This window comes from Dapis brunnea BLCC-M229 (assembly GCF_050015995.1).
Taxonomy (GTDB): Bacteria; Cyanobacteriota; Cyanobacteriia; order Cyanobacteriales; family Microcoleaceae; genus Trichodesmium.
Genome location: NZ_JBNHEP010000018.1, coordinates 1 through 21,619, shown reverse-complemented (window position 1 = coordinate 21,619; position 21,619 = coordinate 1). Strand labels below are relative to the sequence as shown.

General features: G+C 34.0%; 19 protein-coding genes. 11 read left to right on the top strand and 8 right to left on the bottom strand.

Features of this window, described 5'->3' with window-relative positions; translation table 11 throughout:
• The first annotated feature begins 142 nt into the window (after nt 1–142).
• The 7 genes from ACP6PM_RS01885 (at nt 143) to ACP6PM_RS01855 (ending at nt 5,528) form a co-directional block, all read left to right on the top strand.
• Nucleotides 143–436, top strand: a complete 294-nt coding sequence (locus ACP6PM_RS01885; RefSeq protein ID WP_426581325.1) for a hypothetical protein — start codon at nt 143–145, stop codon at nt 434–436.
• Between the two features lie 149 nt (nt 437–585).
• The gene (locus ACP6PM_RS01880; RefSeq protein WP_426581323.1) at nt 586–1,746 is read left to right on the top strand and encodes a DUF58 domain-containing protein; all 1,161 of its coding nucleotides are present in this window, start codon (nt 586–588) and stop codon (nt 1,744–1,746) included.
• 166 nt (nt 1,747–1,912) lie between these two features.
• Nucleotides 1,913–2,278, top strand: a complete 366-nt coding sequence (locus ACP6PM_RS01875; protein WP_293102231.1) for a ferredoxin thioredoxin reductase catalytic beta subunit — start codon at nt 1,913–1,915, stop codon at nt 2,276–2,278.
• A 534-nt stretch (nt 2,279–2,812) separates the two neighbouring features.
• The gene (locus tag ACP6PM_RS01870; RefSeq protein WP_426581321.1) at nt 2,813–3,211 is read left to right on the top strand and encodes a DUF309 domain-containing protein; all 399 of its coding nucleotides are present in this window, start codon (nt 2,813–2,815) and stop codon (nt 3,209–3,211) included.
• Between the two features lie 754 nt (nt 3,212–3,965).
• Entirely contained in the window at nt 3,966–4,163 is a 198-nt protein-coding gene (locus tag ACP6PM_RS01865) for a hypothetical protein (RefSeq protein ID WP_426581320.1), read from the top strand.
• A 21-nt stretch (nt 4,164–4,184) separates the two neighbouring features.
• Nucleotides 4,185–4,811, top strand: coding sequence for a hypothetical protein (locus ACP6PM_RS01860; RefSeq protein ID WP_426581318.1), 627 nt, complete (start codon nt 4,185–4,187; stop codon nt 4,809–4,811).
• Between the two features lie 135 nt (nt 4,812–4,946).
• Complete coding sequence (locus tag ACP6PM_RS01855) at nt 4,947–5,528, top strand: YdeI/OmpD-associated family protein (RefSeq protein ID WP_426581316.1); 582 nt, start codon at nt 4,947–4,949, stop codon at nt 5,526–5,528.
• A gap of 647 nt (nt 5,529–6,175) precedes the next feature.
• Here ACP6PM_RS01855 and ACP6PM_RS01850 read toward each other — a convergent pair.
• Nucleotides 6,176–6,490, bottom strand: a complete 315-nt coding sequence (locus ACP6PM_RS01850; protein WP_426581314.1) for a hypothetical protein — start codon at nt 6,488–6,490, stop codon at nt 6,176–6,178.
• Between the two features lie 310 nt (nt 6,491–6,800).
• Nucleotides 6,801–7,475 carry a DUF3747 domain-containing protein gene (locus tag ACP6PM_RS01845; protein ID WP_426581312.1) on the bottom strand — a complete coding sequence of 225 codons (675 nt, stop codon included), beginning with the start codon at nt 7,473–7,475 and terminating at the stop codon, nt 6,801–6,803.
• Between the two features lie 668 nt (nt 7,476–8,143).
• Here ACP6PM_RS01845 and ACP6PM_RS01840 point away from each other — a divergent pair.
• On the top strand, nt 8,144–10,027 hold the full coding sequence (locus ACP6PM_RS01840; RefSeq protein ID WP_426581310.1) for an AAA-like domain-containing protein: 1,884 nt from the start codon (nt 8,144–8,146) through the stop codon (nt 10,025–10,027).
• A gap of 409 nt (nt 10,028–10,436) precedes the next feature.
• On the opposite strand, the gene ACP6PM_RS01835 is transcribed toward ACP6PM_RS01840, so the two are convergent.
• Nucleotides 10,437–11,036: a DUF4126 domain-containing protein gene (locus ACP6PM_RS01835; protein ID WP_293106140.1), complete on the bottom strand. Its 600-nt coding sequence runs from the start codon at nt 11,034–11,036 to the stop codon at nt 10,437–10,439.
• 1,106 nt (nt 11,037–12,142) lie between these two features.
• Here ACP6PM_RS01835 and ACP6PM_RS01830 point away from each other — a divergent pair.
• Nucleotides 12,143–12,478 carry a hypothetical protein gene (locus ACP6PM_RS01830; protein WP_426581308.1) on the top strand — a complete coding sequence of 112 codons (336 nt, stop codon included), beginning with the start codon at nt 12,143–12,145 and terminating at the stop codon, nt 12,476–12,478.
• A gap of 254 nt (nt 12,479–12,732) precedes the next feature.
• Nucleotides 12,733–13,620: a sigma-70 family RNA polymerase sigma factor gene (locus ACP6PM_RS01825; protein ID WP_472847514.1), complete on the top strand. Its 888-nt coding sequence runs from the start codon at nt 12,733–12,735 to the stop codon at nt 13,618–13,620.
• Nucleotides 13,621–13,660: 40 nt separating this feature from the next.
• Here ACP6PM_RS01825 and ACP6PM_RS01820 read toward each other — a convergent pair whose 3' ends face one another.
• From ACP6PM_RS01820 to ACP6PM_RS01805, 4 genes are all read right to left on the bottom strand, one after another.
• Nucleotides 13,661–13,852, bottom strand: coding sequence for a hypothetical protein (locus tag ACP6PM_RS01820; RefSeq protein WP_426581306.1), 192 nt, complete (start codon nt 13,850–13,852; stop codon nt 13,661–13,663).
• 1,334 nt (nt 13,853–15,186) lie between these two features.
• On the bottom strand, nt 15,187–16,050 hold the full coding sequence (locus ACP6PM_RS01815) for a VWA domain-containing protein (RefSeq protein WP_426581304.1): 864 nt from the start codon (nt 16,048–16,050) through the stop codon (nt 15,187–15,189).
• A gap of 674 nt (nt 16,051–16,724) precedes the next feature.
• Nucleotides 16,725–17,510 carry a hypothetical protein gene (locus ACP6PM_RS01810; RefSeq protein WP_426581302.1) on the bottom strand — a complete coding sequence of 262 codons (786 nt, stop codon included), beginning with the start codon at nt 17,508–17,510 and terminating at the stop codon, nt 16,725–16,727.
• A gap of 384 nt (nt 17,511–17,894) precedes the next feature.
• Nucleotides 17,895–18,863, bottom strand: a complete 969-nt coding sequence (locus ACP6PM_RS01805; protein ID WP_426581300.1) for a TRAFAC clade GTPase domain-containing protein — start codon at nt 18,861–18,863, stop codon at nt 17,895–17,897.
• A gap of 243 nt (nt 18,864–19,106) precedes the next feature.
• Between ACP6PM_RS01805 and ACP6PM_RS01800 the strand changes: the two genes are divergently transcribed.
• Nucleotides 19,107–19,313 (top strand): hypothetical protein, encoded by a 207-nt coding sequence (locus ACP6PM_RS01800; RefSeq protein WP_426581298.1) that lies wholly within the window; start codon nt 19,107–19,109, stop codon nt 19,311–19,313.
• A 978-nt stretch (nt 19,314–20,291) separates the two neighbouring features.
• Here ACP6PM_RS01800 and ACP6PM_RS01795 read toward each other — a convergent pair.
• Nucleotides 20,292–21,619 (bottom strand): ATP-binding protein (locus ACP6PM_RS01795; RefSeq protein WP_426581296.1); only part of this gene is annotated, 1,328 nt, incomplete at its 5' end.

The window sequence follows — 21,619 nt, the reverse complement described above, 5'->3', positions numbered from 1 at the left end:
GATTTTAGTCACTCGCATGTTCTCTTAATACTTATTTTACAAACAGTCTCTAATAATTACCTCTTCTTAAAAAGTTGCTCAATTACGGGATTGGCTAAATCAAGCCAGTGCTGAAGAAAAAATAATCAAAACTAAAAATCCAGTGAATTATAGGATTGCTGCCGAAACTCAAGAACATCAAAATCATCAAATTTCAACACAGCAATTAAGTATTTATGAAGCACTGTTGCCGATCGTACTTGATAACTTAGAGAAACCACGAACAGATCAAGATTTAGCCACAAAGTTAAACGTAAATATTAGCCAATTACAAGACTGGTTAAAAATAGCCAAAACAGAAGGAAAAATAATTTCAGAAAATCAATCCAATATTTATTTAATCTACCAAGAAATCAAACAGTTATCTCTATTTGATACAGTAGAAGATGATGAGTAAGGATTAGATTGGTAAAAAAATAGGGAATAGGAAATAGTAATTGATAAAAGCTTGTAGTAGGGCTTTAGTCCTACTACAAACAAAAACTTTTTGATTACTTATTATCCAGATATCATATAAGTCTTAGTCAAAATAATAAAACTAATTAGATGAAAATTTACTACAAAATATCCGACTGGCTAGAAACTAACTGGGTAACACCAGCTTACGCAGGTGGGTTACTCGGAATATTATCAATATTCTTCTTTGGTGCCGCTACTAACACAATGGCAGGATGGCTATATGTAATTAGTGGGATGAGTTTTGCATTGTTAGGAATGGGTGCTCTTTTACCAGGGCGATCGCTACGTCAAATAAAAGTACATCGTCATCCCATTCAACCTATAACTGTGGGTGACCATTTAGCGATCGCCCTAACAATAGAAAATTCTACCAACCAACCACTAGCTTTGCTGCAACTCCAAGATGAAATTCCTTTCACATTAGGGAAACCAGTGCAACAAGCAATAGAAGTTATTCCTGCAAAAGAAACTTACAATTGGGTTTACTATCTCCCTACCAAAAAAAGGGGTATATATAGATGGCATCATCTTCAACTGAGAACAGCAGCACCTCTAGGTCTATTCTGGTGTCGTCGTAGTCGAAACGCTAAAGCTACCGCCATTGTATATCCTACAGTTTTACCCCTGAGTAGTTGCCCGATAATAGATGAACTTGGTCAAGAAAATAGTCGTCAACTTCACGAACATAGTCGTTATCAAATGGCTTCGGAAGGACTAACTCGGACATTACGACCGTATCGGTTTGGAGATCCTAGTCGTTTGATCCACTGGCGGAGTAGTGCGCGTTATGGTGAGTTGCGGGTTCGGGAATTAGAGGTATCTAGGGGAGGAGAAGAAATTTTAATTTGTCTTGATAGTGCTGCTGACTGGCAACCCGATAATTTTGAAGCTGCGGTGACTGCTGCTGCTTCTTTATATTTTTATGCTAACCGCTCTCTACTAAATGTTCAACTTTGGACTGCTGCTACTGGTTTGGTGCATGGTAATTTAGCTGTGTTGCAAACCTTAGCTGGAGTTAATTTTGGGGAAGAGGTTTTGGCAGGAAAACCACCAGAAAGGTCTTTGCTTTGGTTGACTGAAAATTCGCTTAGTCTAACTACTCTTCCTCCTGGAAGTAGATGGTTATTGTGGTTAGATGAGTCTGTTGCTTCAGCAGCAGAAATACCTAAGCTTCAACATTGTTCTGGTTTGGAAATTAGTTCTAATCAACCTTTAGAGTTTCAACTTCAGTCACAAATTAAAAGTTAAATTGGCAACGGTATTATTTGTTTTGATTGACAAATTTAATTATCTATAGTATATGAGTAAAAAATTTTCAATATGGGAAACTTTTAATGGAATTTTTTTCGTAAAATGGCTTTATGTAGTAAAATTGATAAACTAACTAATATCATCAGCATAACAAAAACATATTATGACCCTGACTACAGAAAACAAGAAACTATCTACTGAAAAATCTTTGGAGGCGATGAAAAAGTTCTCTGAAAAGTATGCCAAGAATACAAATACTTATTTTTGTGTAGATCCTTCAGTTACTGCTGTGGTAATTGAAGGATTAGCTAAACATAAGGATGAATTGGGCGCTCCTTTGTGTCCATGTCGTCATTATGAAGATAAAGAAGCAGAAGTAAAGGCTACATATTGGAACTGTCCTTGTGTACCAATGCGGGAGCGCAAAGAATGTCATTGTATGCTATTTTTAACCCCAGATAATGATTTTGCTGGCGAACAACAAGAAATTAGTCAAGAAGATTTAGAGTCAACTAGAGCAAGTATGTAAGTTGAAAATTTGAAGGAAGAAGGAAAAAGCTTTAATTAAAAGTTTTGCTCAGGCAAAACTCCGCTTTTCATGTTGGTGTTAGCTAAAAACAGATATCGTTGCCATGAACAAGGATAACTTATTTTCCTTTTTCCTTCTTCTGAAAATATTCTGAAAATATTGGGTATAACTTGCTTCTATCCTTGACACAGCATTGGGTACGAAAATAATAGTGGAATAGCAAAAAATAAATTATCCAATTTTTGAACTAGACCTGGAGTTTCGCTGCCTAATTTCCCTACTCCCTACTCCCTAAATTCATGGTAATTGTATATTTTTTTATTTGTAAGTTCCTAGGGAAAGAGAAAAAATTTGAATTATTGATATAGGAATTCCCATCTGATGAGTTAGGTATAAAATTCATTTGTTTTAGGGAAAATTTTAACAGGGAATAGGGAACAGGAAAGAAAAAAGACAAGCGTACTTTACGGTGACTGAAAAACGCTATATTCCATTCAATTTACTTTTTAATGGAAGATTTTTGAGTTAAAAATAATGACTTCTGAACAAGAAAAAATTCCCCAAGAGTTTTGGCAGGGAATAGCAGACTTTAACGCACAAGAATTCTACAAATGCCATGATACTCTTGAGGCTTTATGGCTGGAAGCTGGAGAACCAGAACGCACTTTTTATCAAGGGATTTTACAAATCGCAGTAGGACTTTATCATGCTGGAAATGAAAATTGGCGTGGTGCTGTTATGTTGTTGGGGGAAGGTGTGAGGAAATTGAATTATTATCAGCCTACTTATTTTGAGATTAATGTTGATAAATTATTTATAGAAAGTAGTGAACTGTTAAAACATTTGCAAAAGTTGGGACCAGAAAAAATTGCTGATTTTGTACGATCTGCCCCAGATAGTAAATACCCGAAAATATTAAAAATCAAAGATTAATTATCTGTTCAACAATTAATAATTAATAATTAATAATTAATAATTACCTCTCCTTGAAAAGAAGAGGATTGACACGGTAGGGAAAAATTTTTTTCTCCTTTAAAGAAGAGGCTTTAAACCTTAATTATTCGGTAAATTAAGTAGGTAGGCACGAATAAACATCACTATGTAACGAAATGTTAAAGCAGTTGAAACCCTTGAGATTGCTTCCTTCCGCTCCGCTTCAGTCGCTGCGGACGTACTTGTAAATTTTTTCACCTACCTACTTAATGGTTTAGTTAGCAAAATTTAAGCCAACCAAATATACCTAATTTGATTTTAACTGCATCAAGCGATCGCTATCTTCTATTACTCATTAAAAATTATTTGATTTTTTATGTCAATTTCAGTAGTTGGTATCTGAGTATATTCCCTGAATAGTTGTTTAATAATTTGACGGTAATTTTCTATGGCAGCTATCTTCAAATTTCCTCTTTTTGTGGATTATAAAAATAAGTAGTTTCAGGTTTTTAATTGTCAGCTTTTTACCTAATATTATGTTCGGTTAAATAGTTATTATAATTACAGTTCGTAGTAGGGCTGAAGCCCTATCTACAGTTCGGGCTGAGAGCTATACGACAAACCATATACTTTATTATAAGTGATTATCCGAACATGATATAAATTATCAAAAGTAGGGTTTTTACTACAAGTGGAGTTTAGATAAGCTTCGTTATAATATGTAGCTATGATTGGCTACACGAGGCAATTTTTAATGAGCGATACAAATAATAATTCTGAATTACAACAAAAATTAGACTTATTAAAACAAGGAAATAATAAAGATAAAAATTATAATGCTAAAAAAGCATTAATTAGTGCTATTCCAGCAGTAGGTTCACTTGCAGTACATTTTTATGAGACTTATATTAAAGAACCTTCTAGTCAAAGATTGCATGATTTTTTAGAATAATTAGTACAAGAATTATTAATTTTGAAACAACAAATTGATGCGGTAAGTTTTGATAATCCAACTTTTCAGACAACTTTTAAAAAAGCTATCCGTATCGCTGAGTGTGAACATCAGCAAGAAAAATTAGAAGCACTGAGAAATGCGGTTTTAAATTCAGCTATTCCTAACTCTCTTAAAGATGATATTCAGGCAATTTTTCTTAAATGGATTGATGAACTTACTGTATCTCATATTAAATTACTTAGAATGCTAAATTATATAGATAATTATAATGAAGAAAAAATTTTGGCTGATTTTCCAGACTTAGAAGAAAATCGTATTTTTTACAATCAAGTATTAAAACAATTAAATTATAAAGGCTTGATTGAGTTGAGAGAAGTATATAAAACGTTTGAAGAAGAACCTCCAACTATTTATTTTGATAATGCAAAAGAAATATTAAAACAAGAAGCTGATGAAATAGAGTCAATAATATCAGAACTCAATCCTTTTGAACCTCGTCGTAACTATGAAAAAAAATTTAGAACTGTCAAGCATACTGAAAATACTGACTCAATTAGACGGGATGTAAAAAATAACTTTCAAAAAAGTAGAATAACAGAGTTAGGGAAACAATTTATTCAGTTGATAGAAAATCCACTTATTTAAGAACAGAATTATAAATATATCTTGCTAGAAAATTTTTTCCTTTTTTTTGTTAAAATTAAAGGCTTGGTTAGCTAATAACTAAATCCAACCAAATATGCCTAATTTGATTTGAATTCAATCAAGGGTTCTAAACTTATGCTAAAATTCGATCAAAAACTAGAAACATTTCAAGCAAAAAATCGTCAACAATGGCGAAAATGGTTAGAAGAAAACCATAAAAATTCTGTTGGTATCTGGCTAATCTATTACAAGGTAAAAAGTGGTAAACCAAGCGTTAAATATAGTGAAGCAGTTCAAGAAGCTTTATGTTTTGGTTGGATTGATAGTAAAGTTAAATCATTAGACTCTGAAAGATATATGCAGGTATTTACACCTCGAAAACCAAAAAGTGTATGGTCAAAATTAAATAAACAATATATCCAAGAACTTATCAAAGAAGGTTTGATGACTGAAACAGGTTTACAGAAAATTGAATTGGCAAAACAAGATGGTTCTTGGACTAAGTTAGATGCTATAGAAGAGTTAATAGTTCCCACAGATTTACAGCAAGCATTAGCAGCAAATATCACTGCTAAAAAGTATTTTGAGTCATTGAGTAAATCGTCGAAAAAAAATATACTATTCTGGATTGAAACTGCAAAACGTTCTGATACTAGGTTAAAAAGAATTGACAAAACTATTAACTCAGCAGCACAAAATAAAAACCCATTGAAGTGATTATATCGTTTCACAAAAGTCAAAAATTAAAAGTTATATTTTATAGGCTCAAAATTTTGACGCCAAAGTAATTTCAAGAAATTATTTCACATCTAAAGTTTGAAACTATAGGAATCAGGAATCAGATGTGAGAATTGAGGTGTTCCTTAAAAGGATAGAATATAGCAGTTATCTTATGAATAAGATACATTTTCTTCTTCCCAGTTAAGTGTTAAGTGTTAAGTGTTAAGTGTTAAGTGTTCCCTAAAAGTCTCCAATATCTCACAACTCAAATCATATTGCTATATTTGTGAGATATTTAAAGTGAATTGGTATTACTAATATTACTTTAGATGCCGTCAACTTAATCAACATATTATCAATCTTACTCCAAATCTACTGAAGTTTTAAATTGTCTAGTTATATTATGTCCGGTTAATTAGCGATAAAAAAAATTCTCCTTCTAATACTTTATTTCTCCCTCCTGACTCCTGAGAACTCCCTAATTATTTATAACTTTTCATCCGAACATAATATTAGGTTTCTTTTGTCAACCCAACCTACAAAGTGGCAAGTTTAAGACTTATCAACCGGAGCAAATACAATTCCAATTGCCCAAGCTATAGTTGGTATTAAAGCAAAAATTATTATTTCTAAACTTGTCATAATTAATTATTTCTCTCATTTTCTATTTGATCAATTTTGGCTGTTAATAGAGTCCGGTTACTGGCAATAATTCTTTGATTAGTAATATGATCGTAAGCTTCCCATTCTTGAGTTAGTTCTATATCTTGCCAAATAAACCAGTTTCGATAAATTTCTCCACTGTCAATATCACCACATAGAGATAACCAATCATCTCCTGTAAAATACTCTATTTCTTGAATCACTAAATTAAGTTCAACTAGAGCGAAAAATGTTTCTAAATCATTCTTTTTTGTGTGCGAAACGTCAGTAATTTGGTTTTGGAATGTGAGTTTCATAGTTTTTGTAAAATTTGATTTACTTATTAATAATTAATTATTAATTGTTGAAAGTAGTTTATTACTTGATGAAGTACATATATTGATGGTTTTAGGTAGTAGGGAAAATGGGGAGTACAATAGGGAACAAGCAAAAAATATTTACCTTGTCAGTTGTACGACATTAATCTGGAATCTGCTGTATAATACCAATTCCCAAAAATAATGCTATGCTTGCTCAAGACTTCAGTTATTAAGTAATAAATAAGCAAGAGTAATGTTTTTAAAGGTTCTAGGCATTAAACGCGATTAATACTTATTCTTAAGAATCCTACTGCCTACTCTCTATTCCCTGATCTCTATTTAGATTATCATCCAGCTCTAAAAAATCTGGAATTTGAGCCTCAATCTCAGCTATTTTTTGCTCTACAGCATCTTGTTTCGCAGCAAAACTATCGTAACTAAAATAAAAATGACTAAGAACTTTTTCCTGATAACTACGTTTGGTAAATTTCCAACCTGGTTCGAGAAAAATTTTCATCATTCCATCACTTAGTCCGCGAGTTCTACCAATCAAATTTTTATCCCCTCTTAGAGAAATGCCAAATAATTTAATTTCATCACCAACATTTTCCAAAATTAATCTATGACTCATTGATAAATCATTACCATCTACCCGTATTGAATAATTATTACTATCAGTAGCTTGTCTACAAATGCCAGCAAAATTAAAGTTTAACAGTAAAGGTTCGACTAAAATTGGATATAATTCAGTTTCACTTTCTATCCAACAAGATCTTTCATTATAACCCTGCTCTAAAATGATTAATTCATAACCATAACTTCCTTGTAAATCACTTAGAGGTATTGCCATAGCAATAACTTGGTTTTGGTCAATTTCTACTTCATCAAAAGTGAAATTTGCTTTGGCAGAAGTGAGAAGATAAATATTCAAAAATATTGTTGTTACAAGAGTAGAAATTGAACTATGAAGAAAATTTTTCATCTCTGATTTTCTATTTTGTACTCCTAGAGTTTAAAAAAATTAACAAGTTATTGTGGAGAACATTAGGGAGTTAATTAAAAAAACTAAAAAAAATCTGGAAAACTTAGAATTGTCTAGGTAGTCTAGTTTTGAGACACCCGCAGTTAAAATGTGATTAATTAGTTAACTTCCTTAAATTAGAAAAAAATTGCCTATCTTCGTTAACAGCTCTAAAATATTAGATGGGGATGAGGAACTCCTGATACCGTTTCACGGAAGTCAAAAGTCAGTAGGGGGTGATTCGCGAATCACCCATACAAAAGTTAAAAGTAAGATTTTATAAGCTCAAAACTTTTCGCTGTGCGAGATGAAAGACGCGCTCAGTAATTTCAGGAAATTACTTCACATTTAAAGTTTGAAACTATTTGTGACATCTTTAAAGTGAATTGGTATAAAAAGGTAGCAAGATGCTCTCACTACAATGATAACCTTGTAGAGACTTTGCATGCAATGTCCCTACTTTGGGGTCTACTCACTCAAATGAACAGCGCTGTAAATTAAAAAAAATTACTTATCTTTGTTAATAGCACTGAAATAATTTAAAATAAAAACTATAGCAATTATCATAAGGAATAAAGTAGAGAATTTATTTCTATTCCCTACTCCCTACTCCCTACTCCCAATAAACAATGGAAAAAAAATCAAAACGCGATCGCGGACGAATTCTCACAACTTCTGGACTGAAAAAATTAAATGAAGCTATTGAAGAATGGAAACAGGAATATAACCTCAGAGGTACTCTGGCAGAAATTGAAGCAGAGTCTGGAGTGGGTTCCGACACTATAAGTAAAATTAGACAAGGACGAGTCGGTGCAGACCTCAGTAAAATTCAACAGCTTTTTGCCACTTTTGCTCTGACATTAGATGAAACTGACCACCGCTCCGGAAAACAAAGCTCATCTCAAACGGAGTCAGAACCCCTAGGGGAACTGTTACCTCTACTAGATGAGGAACAAATAGTCAATCAAAATAGTTCCCAAGTTTTCATCAGTTATCGGAGTCAAGACCCGGATCAAGAATTGGCGCGACAGTTTGAAACAGCTCTGACTGCTGCTGGTCATCAGGTGTTTATGGGAGCAGATCACATTCGTCTGGGAGAAAATTGGTTTCGGCGAATTAATGAAGAGTTGAAACGCTGTGACTATTTACTGTTGTTTTTGCCTCCCCAGTCTGCGCAAAGTGAGTTGCTCACCTATCAAGTACAACTTGCTAGAGAATTACAATTTTCCCGACCAGACCGTAAACCTGTAATTTTGCCAATTCGGGTAGGTTTTTCTCTCAGTACACCTCTCAACCATGACTTGCGCGGTTATCTCTATCGTATTCAACAACGGGAGTGGCGATCGCCGGAAGATAGTGTTGTTATTTTGCGGGAAGTTCTGACTTTGTTAGCTGCTCCACTGGGAAATGTTGCGCCGGAAGTAGAGGAGGAAGAAAAAATTTCTCCAACTGAAGAAATTAGTAGTATTGTGTCAGGAAGTCGCCCTCCTTTACCCTCTGCGGAACCTGAAATACCGGGAGGACAAATTGATGTGGCATCTACTTTTTATATTGAACGCCCACCTATTGAAGAACGTTGTTATCAAACTATATTACAACCGAGTGGTTTAATTAGAATTAAGGCGCCACGACAGATGGGTAAAACTTCTTTAATGGCAAGAATTTTGCATCATGCTGCACAGTCAGGATATCGGACTGTACCGTTGAGTTTTCAGTTAGTAGATAAAGAGGTTTTTAGTAATCTCGAACAATTCTTAAAATGGTTTTGTGCTTATGTGGGAAGGGAGTTACGTTTACCTAATCAATTAGATGATTATTGGGATGATATTTTTGGAAGTAAAGTTAATTGTAAGGATTATTTTGAGAAGTATTTATTAGCACAAATAGATAATCCTTTAGTATTAGGTTTAGATGAGATTGACCGAGTTTTTCAATATCCTGATATTGCTGAAGATTTTTTGGGATTATTGAGAGCTTGGCATGAGGAATCAAAGCGACGAGTTATTTGGAAAAAGTTAAGGTTGTTGGTGGTACATTCTACAGAAGTTTATATTCCGATGAATATTAATCAATCTCCTTTTAATGTAGGATTACCTATAGATTTACCAGAATTTAATCAAGAACAAGTTCAGGATTTAGCATCGCGACATAATTTGAATTGGTCTGAACAAGAAGTTGATAAATTAATGGCAATTGTTGGCGGTCATCCTTATTTAGTTAGGGTGGCTTTATATCATATTTCTAAACAAGATTTAACCCTAGAAGATTTACCAGAAAATGTAACTGCTGAAACTGGAATTTATAGCGACCATTTGCGACGACATTTGTGGAATTTAGAAGAATATTCAGAGTTAGCTGAAGCGATGAAAAATGTGATTTCTGAAAATTCTAGCGGGCAGTTAACAGGGATGTTGGGTTTTAAGTTAGATAGTTTAGGCTTGGTAAAATGGCAGAATAATAAATGTTATCCCAGGTGTGAGTTATATCGGCAATATTTTCAAGTTCATTTGTAGAAATTAGCTGTTAGCTTTTTGGTATTTATAAAGTCTTGAAAAATGTGGGTATAATAGACTTATAGCCTGTCTACACCATTGGATAGTCCATCGCGGAAGTGTGGGAAAATAATAAAGTGCATCAAGTTGTAATATTAAACCCCCTTAATTCAGTATAAAAAAAGGAAGAGGTAGGTAGTTATATTAATTCAATGCTTTTTAAGGGGGGAGTTAGGAGTTAGAAAAGCTAATTCCATGCTTCTAACTGTCCTCAATATTTTTAATTGCTTTTTCTAACTTTCCCCAATCTTTAATAATAATTGTTCCTCTAGCCTCAAAAAATCTATATCTTTTTCACCAGACGTCGACTAGAGTAGATATTGAGCAGTAGGGGTAAACAACCGTTTCCCTCTACATTATTTTGCCATATTTATTCTATTTCAGTCGGTGGTATTTCTGTATTATTTCTTTTCTTCAATTTACGATGCAAAGCTTTAACTCCTGATAATAGCAACCCAATCACTACAAATACTACTACAGCAGCTAATACTGGTACAGAAATCGCTAACATCGATAAGACTGTGGAACTAAGTAACTCCATTGTCGAAACTCCAGGATTTGCAAACCCTCCTGTGAGAGCTGTAGAAGCTAACCTGGTAACATCTGTTAAACCTTGCACTGTTCCCGCAGCACCTCCACCTACAATCACAGCGATCGTCCACTGTAGCATTGGACTCATGTCGCTAACAAATGAACCTGTAATTATGGTACCCGCGATGACTGCTGTTGGGGTGGCAATAATATCTAGTAACTCATCTACCCAAGGAATGTAATAAGCACCAACTTCTAAGAATGCACCAACTCCAAAAGCGACTGTTGCTTCCGGGGTACCCATCCAAGTAAAATCATCAGATAGTTGTAAATGTCCTGATTGTGCTGCAATACTCATTACCAGTGGGGGTACAAATATGCGAAACCCACAAGCTGCACTCAACCCTACACCTAGACAAATACCTAATAGAGTTTCCATATTTTTCTCCTAGTTTCTCCTCATAAAAACTGTTAATTTTATTGTCAAAATCTATCAGTTTGCTGATGATTATTTAATAATTATTAATTACTTCAATCCTTTCTCTGTTAATTACAGATGTATGAATATATATTATCAAAATTAGCTAATTAGAGATTGTTTGTAAAGGAAATATAAAAAGGAGATAGGGAACAGGGAACAGGGAACAGGGAACAGGGAACAGGGAATAGGGAATAGGGAATAGGGAATAAGGAGGAAGAAATCAAGACAAATATTTGTCGCTTAAAAATCTAGGAATATATGTACTGAATACTTCTCTACCTACCAAATTTCAATCTCTTGAAGTATTACCGCTTTTAGATTTTAGTCACTCGCATGTTCTCTTAATACTTATTTTACAAACAGTCTCTTAGATTTGGCTGTTAATTTTTAAGGCTATTTATTAATTAAATATAAGAAGCTGTTTGAGAAGTGCTGCATGGAACCGATGAATCCTAAAAACCTAACCCCCCTGCCCCCATTCCCTTGTAGGGAAGGGGGGTTAATAAGCCTCTCTCCTCGTAGGAGAGAGGTTTTTATGAGTTTACAAACAGTTTCTAAATAATTATCCTAACTGTTTCCTTTAAATATTAGTCGAAACGATAAAATTTTGACATAATTTTGTTAATATGGTAAGCATATATAAGATTTATCGATCGCCTGCAAACATAATAATATCAAGATTTTGATGATAATTATTGACATAATAATATAAATATGGTAAAAAGAAAATAGTACAAATTCATAAAGCTCTTTGATAGTAGTGATAGCTAAAATTTCCCAAGCGCGATCGCTATTGCTCTTGACTGAGGGTAAAGCTTTGCATGAGTTGAAGCTTTGAGTAACCAGGGAACAATAGGTATTCATGTAAGTGAAACGGAGTTCTATCGTCCTAACAGTACGCAGAACGATCGCTATCACAACCCATACAATTATTCAGGAAACACAAAAAAATGTTCCTCATAAATTTGCCTATCTTGAAAAAAAACAAAAAAAATAATACTTTTAATTCCAATATTATGAGGAGCAAACATATTAAGATAAATGAATTGTGGAGATAGATGATAATGATAGGGCATTCATTAGAATTAGACGATATAAGAAAAATTAGTAGCCCCCAAAAAATAGTAGCTTTGTTTGAAAAACTTGGCTATAATTTTCAACTGGAACATTTAGATACAGCACAACTAGAACTACCAAATTATTGGAGTGAAATTATCTATGATGCTTACAAAATTCATAACGATGAAGAAGATGATTTAGAAGTATTTCTGTTGGAGTTAGGACTAGAAGCATTTCAAACCAATCCTAAACTTCAACAAAAAATAATAACTATTTATCAAACTCTGTCTAGAAGAAAAAAAAAAAATTACTCATTTGTACAAAAAACTATAATCAGTTAGTAATAGTTGCTCCTCAGAGTAGAGAACATACAAATTTCCAAATTAAATGGTGGTTAATTGACTGCAAAAATCCTACTTATTATGATACTTACTGGCTAGAAAATTTAAGTCTAAATCATTGGAAATCTACAGAAGAATTTACAAATAAAGATAATACTGAAGGTAGGTATGACCCAGATCGAGAACCGCCGACCGCAACATTTACTGAAGACTCAATTCAAGTTCATCACAAGCAAATTAATCAAGTCCCCCGCTTGGGTGCTGAGGAAGAAATTCATTTAGCACATCAAATTGATGAATTATTAGCTTTAGAGAAAATTTATGAAAAATTAGAGGAAAAGCTCAAGCGATCGCCTAATGAAACAGAATGGGCAACAGCAGTAAAAATGAGTAGATGGGAACTGCGCGATCGCCTGGGAAAAGGTAGACGAGCTAAAAATAAAATGGTGACAGCTAACCTGCGACTGGTGACATCAATTGCCAAACGATATCAAAACCGTGGTTTAGACTTCCAAGACTTAATTCAGGAAGGAAGTATAGGATTAATTCGTGCCACAGAAAAATTTGACCATACAAAAGGGTATAAGTTTTCTACTTACGGTATTTGGTGGATTCGACAAGCTATTACCAGAGCTATTTGTGACTATTCTCGGACGATACGGTTGCCAGTTTATCTCTACGAAACTGTTTCCCAAATTAAAAAAATAGTTAAGCAGATGTCAATGGAAGGTTCTCCGTTAATTGCAGAAGAAGTCGCTACACGAATGGAGATGACAACTGAGAAATTGCGATTTATTGTAGAATGCGCTCAAGAAACTTTATCTTTAGACCACCCTATCGGTAAAGGAGAAAATCTCATCTATCGCGAAGCGATCGAATTCGATGGTGAAACACCGGCAAAATATGTCTTTGAAAATTGCCTGAAAAAAGATGTAGAAACTGTTCTAAAAACTTTAACTGAACGAGAAAGAAATGTGTTGCAGATGCGATTTGGTTTGGATGATGGTCAAGAAAAAACCCTGAAAGAAATTGGTAATACGTTTAATTTAACGCGGGAAAGAATTCGGCAAATAGAAGCTAAAGCATTGAAAAAGTTAGAAGATCCGAAGCGTCACCGTATTCTCAGAGAATATATTCGTTAGAAAATGATGTGGTGTCGGCGCAACAACAACCACATCATCGTTATTTTTGCTGAGGATAGTTTGTTTCAGTATCAGTTTGAGATTGTTTTGTAGTATTCTGTTTAGTTTTGGTAGATGGTTCCATTAAACCAGAAGTATGCCACGCAAAACTGACAATCATGATTTTAGCGAATGCTTCTAACTGCTCTAACTTTTCCTTACTCATTGGTTGATTTATATAATTAGCTTGCATGTTTTTTGGTCTGATATTTTATAGACTATTAATAAAGCTTTCAACAGATATATTTCTGAATCCGGTCAGGGTAATTACTTAATTTATAGTAGGCATGAAAAAAGAATGCTACAAAAAGGTGCATCTCAATCGGAGATACTTAAAAAAAGCTGAACCAATTGATTTTAGAAAGCTATATCTATATATTCTTTCCTTTTTTTTATTCAATATTTATTCCAATTTTTCTCTTCCTTCTACCCTCAGACCTAGGGACGTTGCATGCAACATCCCTACCATTTGTAACAAACATTTATCACGCTTGGTATTAGATGTTCATTGATAGATTAGTCTTGTTGATAAGAAAGAAGCAAAAGGCAAAAAGCAAAAGGAATATAATTAATTAGTAAATACACAAATAATTTTGTCTACCTACTTCAATAATTTTTCCTTATTTTTTTGTTCTCCTCACCCCACTCATCTCATCTCATCTCACAATCAATCTTTACCCAAGTTATGGGTAAAGCATGGACTTTAAAAAAGAGGGATTAAGATTAATCAAAATTTTTTCCTATTCCTCTACCCCCATAATTCCGCGTATCTCTCCATTATTAAATCCATTATTAAAAATAATTGATTAAAGCAAACTTGACTTAACTAGTTAACTATCCTATTCAGCTTCAGCATGAATCGGATAAATTCCGTATGAAAGTCAAGTTTACTATTCTTATTTTTCAGTATTTTTGCTGAAATACCTGTGATTTATAGTCAGGATTCAATGTGATTTATACTAATAATTATATGTGATTTAAAACACAATATATACAGGACTTAGGCTCCCAAACAAGAAACCTGTTTCATGGCCATAATTATTGTTTTTCAAACCACAAAATTTCGTTGATAAACGCGGTTTCTATGTAAGTCCTATATATATTTTTTTTGTTAAAAGTTCAGGAAGAAGGTAATAAATATAGCAAGTCAGCATTCAGCTTTTAGCTGTAGCTGACATGAAACTGGACGACATGAAAAAGAAATATACTCAGGCTATAAATAGCAGTCAGCTATCAGCAAATAATGAATAATTCCTTCTCATACCATTTATTTGTAACAATGCTCTTAATAATTGTTGCTCAGACCTTATTAAATTGACTATTCTCATCTTTATATTAAGTGCAACTTTATCGATAAATGATATAAGGTTAAAGGAGCGTAATTTGAGAGTAACTTTTAATTTTATCTCAACTTATCAATTGCTTTTACCAGCTCTAAAATCAATAGCTGATAAGGCAGTTACTCTGCAAGAAACTAGGTAATAGCTGATGGCTATTTCGCAGTATTCCACAGGAAATGATTAGATATTAAGAACCAAAATATTTGGCATATAAACTTGGATATTTTTCTTTTACCCAAGTTGCTAATCCTTTTCTAGGGTCTCCCTCAAGTTGACGTTCAAGAGCAGCAATAATACCTTCATCCATTACCTCATCTATTAAATCAAAAATAAAGATATTACAATCTTCTCCTCGTCTAGATTGAAACTTATTAGCATTCAAATCAATTCCTAAATAAAAATCTATAGCTCCCTCTGTCTCAATATCACTCCCTACACCAATCATTAAAACTTTAATTTCATCCTGACTATTAATATTAGAACAAGTTTTACCAATGACATTAATAAACTCTTTATTATCATCAATTTGACCATCAGTATAGATAATTATAAAAGCACCTTTATCATCAGTTCGATTAGAAAACCACTGAGATATTGCCTCGTTTAGAGTTGGAGCAATATAAGTTGCTCCACCTGGTTTATTTTCTTTAAAAGCAGATTGTACTTGGGCAGCATCTCTAAGATAAATAGTTTTAGTAGGCTGTTGATTTCTATTGAAAAAATATAGAGTTACTTCATCACAAATATTTCCATAATCATCATCTTGTTCAGACAGAATTTCAAATACATGACCTTGTACAGTTTCTTGAAGATATTGCCAACGATTTTTACTACCTGTCGTAGCATCAGATATTGTCATGGAACCACTACGATCTATTAGAATAAAAACATCCCGATTATAAATTTGTGGAATTGGCATATTTGCTCTCCTTTGTAAGGTTAATTTAGCAGTTTTTTGGTGGGTTATATTTAGGTAAATATTGTCTAGTATTTCTAAAATTTTACCAAACTTTGCCCCTATAAAAGATATCAGTAAATTAATTTGTTTCATACTGCGTTCATTAAAATTAACAAAACCTACAAACACAGTATATTTTTAGATCAAATCCGGTAGCATTGGTATAATTAGATAATTAATTAGGAGTCAGGTAGGGGAGCTGTCGGATTGGCGACGTACAGGAGTCAGGAGGGAAGAGAATTTAGAAAGATTTGCGCTCTAGCTGAAGATGAAACATTTTTTTATACTGAATTAAGCGAATTTAAAATTATACCATTCTTTGAAGAAATTAGCAAAATTTATTTGTAAGTATTTCTTGCAGAATGCTGCCCAAACCTATTAGTTATTAGACTTCTTGCAGAAGTCAGGGAATAGGGAATAGGGAATAGGGAATAGGGGGAATGAAATTGTTGATTTTATATCTTGAATTGATTTAATTAAAACTTTTGCAAGAGGTCTATTAAATCACTGTCTCGATCAGAGGAATTAGTATTGAGAGATTGAGCAATAATTAATTGAGCGATAATTAAAAGTATCAATAAAAGCTCATACTTTAGCATTGCTTCTCCTTGATACCAAATTGAAATTACCGTATATTAAAGACGGATAAATTAATGAATCTGATAATTCTGTGCAACCTGACATAAAATTGGTATAAAAAACTGATAGCTGAATGCTAAGAGCTAAATGCTTATATTTATTTATCGCTGATAAATCTAGTTAAATTATCAAAAATTCAAATTTTTAGCTAACAAAGAAACTGCACTAAGAATCCCAATAATTATCATTAAACTATTAAAGTATTTTGAGAGTTTAGTAGCAAAATTGTTTTCTGGCAAAATTTGATTAATAATCTGCCAATCTGAATAGACAACCAGACTAGATAAGCCACGCCAAACATTAGCATCAATGAAAGCTTGCTCTTTTTTTATTCCCGTAACAACTACTATTAAACCCTGTTGATTTGGCAAGCAATGTTCTTTCAATTCGGATGCTAGTTCTTGCTGAAGTTGTGGTGAAAGTTCAGCAATTTTTTTAGTTGTATTTGGCAACTTATCTTGAAGTAAGTTTTTGGCTGCACTAATGTTAGTTAATTTCTGTATATGTTCAAAATTAACTTGGAAACCTAGCTCTCCTCCTAAACTTACCGCTTGACTAATTTCTGTTGTTAAATGTTGTCTTTCTTCTGTATCTAAAGCAGTAGCAGCCAACATCCGCAAAATTCTTTGATTATCTAGAGAATCTGGCATTAAGCAAGCTACAGAGATGCGAATTTGACGATGGGCAAAATCTACTCTATCTACAGGTTCAATACTTGTTAATAAAAAAAGTAAACCATTATTTTTTCGACTCAAAACGACTGAAGCAGACTCACTATCAATTAATTTATTTGCTTCTTGAATAATAGTTGGTAAATATTCTTGATCTACTCTAGTTTGACTCTCTTCAGTAACCTTTAACCAACGATAATCATCATCCTGAGAAAAACCTCTACTCTCAATATATACTTGCATATAAATCTAAATCTCCTGTGGAAATTTTATAGGATTTACCTAGAAACCGGGTTTATGGGAAGTAGATATTAGTATGGTGGGTATTTAATACAAACCCGGTTTCTATACTTTATTGGCATTGCTGAATTAAGGTATGAAAGTAAGTTTATAGGTAATAGAGAACAGAGAACAGGTATGGAGAGAAAAATTAATATTAACAAGTAGTTCAAACAATCCCAAATTATCAAATCATACCGTGTTTCAGCAACGCCACTTTATTTATACCGATATTACAGCAGATTCCAGGTATATCAGGTACAAATATTAATAATAAAACTTTTGTGGTGGGGGCATATTGTCAGCCAGGGGTGTACTTCACTTCTATAAAATCCGCTGTAATAATTTCTATAACAACTCTTTCCCCTGCAATACTGCAAAACCTCCACTAATTTTACAACCCTTAGAAAACTGAATTAGAGCATTTTTAATATGAGCATCTAAACCTATCCAATTCATAACAACTTGTAAAAATTTATGGGTGCGTTCCTCATGGTGTACCTTCAACAAAAACCTTAATAAATAACGTAAAGGTTGGTCATTATCCTGGGGATTATATTCGGCATCGCGACTAATTTTCCTAAATCCAAAGGTAGGTAAATAATCTTTTCTTGGTTCTTCAATCATTGTACAAATTACACATCCCAAAGTTTGCACTGGAGTAATAGCAACAGCAACTTGAGAATTCAAAGTTGGAGAAGATAAAAAATTTAGTAAGTCGGCATATTCTTTTTTTATTCTTTCTAATAATTGTTTGGCTGCTCTCTCTCCTTTGATCATTTCCATCTCGCATTTAACCGGAGCAAATATAACTAAACGAGGTTCCTGAATATCTTTATAAGCTTCTTTGAACATGGCTGTTATTTGCTTTGTCTTATTCACATATTCGTTAAATTTTCCCTTAGACATCATCAATGCTGGGGTATCAATAGCAATTACAACCGCAGCAGCATCATTCATTAATTCTCTCACAAATCTCCTCTCATTAGGACTAGCTTTATCAGAAATAAAACCTCCTGGATAGTCATAAAAATTAAGTCTTAAAAATGGATTTTTATCCTGTTCAGCTAAGTCAAAGATAAAAGAGCGAACTTCTGAAGAACCGGGAATACCTGCTCCGGGTTGTACTTTAAAAGTTTCTGCCAAACTTTTTAATTCCTTCAGGCGTTTTTTGAGAATAGCATTACTTTCTGCTTCTGGAATTAATTGGAGATTTGCCTGAAAACTTATTCTTTTAAATTGTTCGTACATTGAAGTTAATAGGCTAGTTTTACCAACAGCACTCGGACCTAATAGTGTAATTTTTAGTTCATTCATGGTGAGAATTATTCCTTGATTTGATTGTTAATTTATTGCAGGTATATGAGGTATAAACATTAATAATAAAACTTTTGTGGTGTGGGATATTGCCCATCACAGGTGTACCTCATACCGTTTAACTGAAGTCAGAAGTCAGAAGGCGCGAAGTTAGATTTGCGATTACTAAAAACTTTGACAAGATAATAGTTTCAGGCAATTATTTGACATTTAAAGCTTGAAACTATTTGTGACATCCTTAAAATGAATTGGTATCACTTACAGCAGTTTCGGAGTTTTATCACCTTAGTAAATAGGGAAGAGAGATTAGTCTTCAACTGTACCTCACCATCCGCACAAAGTGCTGTAAATGAAATTGGCTGTAATAGTGGTCTGCCTATTTATACTTATAGGGGTTTTGACAAAGGTAAACTACAAAAAAAAGATACAGCAGATTCTAGGTTAATGTGATACAACTGACAGAATGAATATTTTTTGCCTGTTCCTTATTCCCTATTACCTATCTCTCCATCTCCCCTACTTCCTATTCCCTAAAACCATAAATATATGTACTTCCAAATAGTAGGAAAGTGCTGTAAGTATGTTTGATATAGAATCCGGGTAATTAGTTATCGGGCGTTGCTTATATGTGGGATGAATTAGTGTGGGGGGTGTGGGGAGTGTGGGGAGTGTGGGGAGTGTGGGGAGTGTGGGGAGTGAAAGATTCATCCCTTGGTTCAGCAACGCTAGTTATCGTATCGCGCTAGAAGTCAGGAGGACCGAGTTAGGAGTCACGGACAAATATTGGATTTGAACGGCTTTGTTGCATGAAAGTATATAGCTGCCGCACTTGCTTGTGCATATGTACTTCATAATGCGCGGAAACTGCTGTAACTATTGGACAATAGATGAATCAAACATCAATATGAGACATAAAAAGGCTGAAACTCTTACCTGTAAAGGTTTTGAGATTTAATCAGCCCACCCTAACTATTGGACAATAGATGAATAGAACATCAATAATCGCGAAACAGAGCGATATAGCTGCCGCACTTGCTCCGCGTTTCATCTGCGAACCAAAGCGGAATGGATGTTCTATCGCTACTTTTATGCAACAAATTCGTCTTCAATAGAACATCTGTATTCAGAGGAAGTAATGCATGGGATTACTGTATAACCGGATTTTATATGACTCAAACAAAAATCCCCTAGCTATTTGTAGCAAACATTAGACCTCTCCGGAAAAGAGGGGACACTTAACACTTAACACTTAACACTTAACAGGGAGAAGTAATTGATTCTATTTTTAATTTTCACGCCTATGTCTATTTATAAAATTGTTATTATAGCTCTGATAGTTGTATTCTATGTCAAGAAAAATCGCTATAATTAATACAGTCGGAATGCTTGCTTGGTGCTTCTGGCTACAGTTTCAAGAAGAGCAATATTTTATCTGGGAATCACGATCGTAAAAATTGTACCTTGCCCAACTTTTGAATTACAGGTAATCTGACCACCATGTTTTTCTGTGACGATTTGATGGGCGATCGCCATCCCCAAACCCGTTCCTTTGCCAACTCCTTTGGTAGTAAATCCTTGCTCAAATACCCTTGCTTTGACTTCTTCCGGCATTCCCGTTCCGTTATCGGCAATTGTCACGATGACCTGTTTGTTGTCTTCGCTTAATTCCGTTCCAATAGTAATGCGATTTGGTTCTTTTTCTATCTCTTTAACAGTTTTCCCCCCATTGCTTTCATCCAAAGCATCAATCCCATTCGCCAATATGTTCATAAACACTTGATTTAGTTGTCCCACATAGCATTTCACTGGAGGAATATTACCGTACTCTTTAATAATCTCAATTGCCGGACGGTATTCATTACCTTTCAGGCGATATTTTAAAATTAATAAAGTGCTCTCTATCCCGTCGTGCAGATTAAACTCGGTTTTGTTAGTGGTATCCGTGCGCGAAAATGTTCGCAAAGACCTGCTAAGATTACGAATGATATCGCATCCCTCTTCCATTGATGCCATCAGTTTTGGGAAGTCTTCGGCTACAAATTCTAGGTCGAGGTATTCAAGTTTCTCGACGATTTCATCTGGAAGATTAGAATGTTCTCTATACAGAGAAATTGCTGTCAATAAATCTTGCAGATATTCTTGTGCGGCGCTGACATTTCCGGTGATAAACCCCACAGGATTGTTTATTTCGTGGGCGACACCAGCTACCCAATTACCCAACATTGCCATTTTCTCATTCTGCACCAGTTGCAATTGAGTCTCTTGCACCAGTTGCAGAGCACTCGTTAATTCTTCAGTTTGTCGTTCTATTGTCACAATATTTTGATATGCCCGTAAAGCTGCAATCGTTGTTGTCACTAGCTTTTGTCGCGTCAAATCTATTTTGAGCTTATAATCATTGATTTCATAATTGATAATCACTGACTCTTCTGGTGCTTCTCCGGGTTGACCGGTGCGTAAAATAATCTGGACTTTCCGATTTCTTAAATCTTCACGAATGTAACGCACAACTTCCAACCCTGCATCATTAGTTTCCATAACTACATCCAGCAACACCAAAGCAACATTGCGATCTGAGTGCAAAACCTTTTTTGCTTCTGCGCCAGAATAAGCGTAGATAAATTCTATTCCTTTGCCTTCAAATTCAAGATTTTTTAAAGCAAGTTTTGTGGCTTGATGAACGCTGGCATCATCATCTACAAGTATCCACTCAATATGATGGGGTAGGGAATGATTATAACTGCCAAGACCAATCA

Excerpts from the sequence above, each read along its gene's own strand:
- ACP6PM_RS01800 (WP_426581298.1), top strand. The coding sequence starts at position 19,107 with ATGAATTGGTATCACTTACAGCAGTTTCGGAGTTTTATCACCTTAGTA.
- ACP6PM_RS01855 (WP_426581316.1), top strand. The coding sequence starts at position 4,947 with ATGCTAAAATTCGATCAAAAACTAGAAACATTTCAAGCAAAAAATCGT.
- ACP6PM_RS01845 (WP_426581312.1), bottom strand. The coding sequence starts at position 7,475 with ATGAAAAATTTTCTTCATAGTTCAATTTCTACTCTTGTAACAACAATA.
- ACP6PM_RS01830 (WP_426581308.1), top strand. The coding sequence starts at position 12,143 with ATGATAGGGCATTCATTAGAATTAGACGATATAAGAAAAATTAGTAGC.
- ACP6PM_RS01865 (WP_426581320.1), top strand. The coding sequence starts at position 3,966 with ATGAGCGATACAAATAATAATTCTGAATTACAACAAAAATTAGACTTA.
- ACP6PM_RS01815 (WP_426581304.1), bottom strand. The coding sequence starts at position 16,050 with ATGAAACAAATTAATTTACTGATATCTTTTATAGGGGCAAAGTTTGGT.
- ACP6PM_RS01880 (WP_426581323.1), top strand. The coding sequence starts at position 586 with ATGAAAATTTACTACAAAATATCCGACTGGCTAGAAACTAACTGGGTA.
- ACP6PM_RS01850 (WP_426581314.1), bottom strand. The coding sequence starts at position 6,490 with ATGAAACTCACATTCCAAAACCAAATTACTGACGTTTCGCACACAAAA.
- ACP6PM_RS01820 (WP_426581306.1), bottom strand. The coding sequence starts at position 13,852 with ATGCAAGCTAATTATATAAATCAACCAATGAGTAAGGAAAAGTTAGAG.
- ACP6PM_RS01875 (WP_293102231.1), top strand. The coding sequence starts at position 1,913 with ATGACCCTGACTACAGAAAACAAGAAACTATCTACTGAAAAATCTTTG.
- ACP6PM_RS01810 (WP_426581302.1), bottom strand. The coding sequence starts at position 17,510 with ATGCAAGTATATATTGAGAGTAGAGGTTTTTCTCAGGATGATGATTAT.
- ACP6PM_RS01835 (WP_293106140.1), bottom strand. The coding sequence starts at position 11,036 with ATGGAAACTCTATTAGGTATTTGTCTAGGTGTAGGGTTGAGTGCAGCT.
- ACP6PM_RS01870 (WP_426581321.1), top strand. The coding sequence starts at position 2,813 with ATGACTTCTGAACAAGAAAAAATTCCCCAAGAGTTTTGGCAGGGAATA.
- ACP6PM_RS01805 (WP_426581300.1), bottom strand. The coding sequence starts at position 18,863 with ATGAATGAACTAAAAATTACACTATTAGGTCCGAGTGCTGTTGGTAAA.
- ACP6PM_RS01840 (WP_426581310.1), top strand. The coding sequence starts at position 8,144 with ATGGAAAAAAAATCAAAACGCGATCGCGGACGAATTCTCACAACTTCT.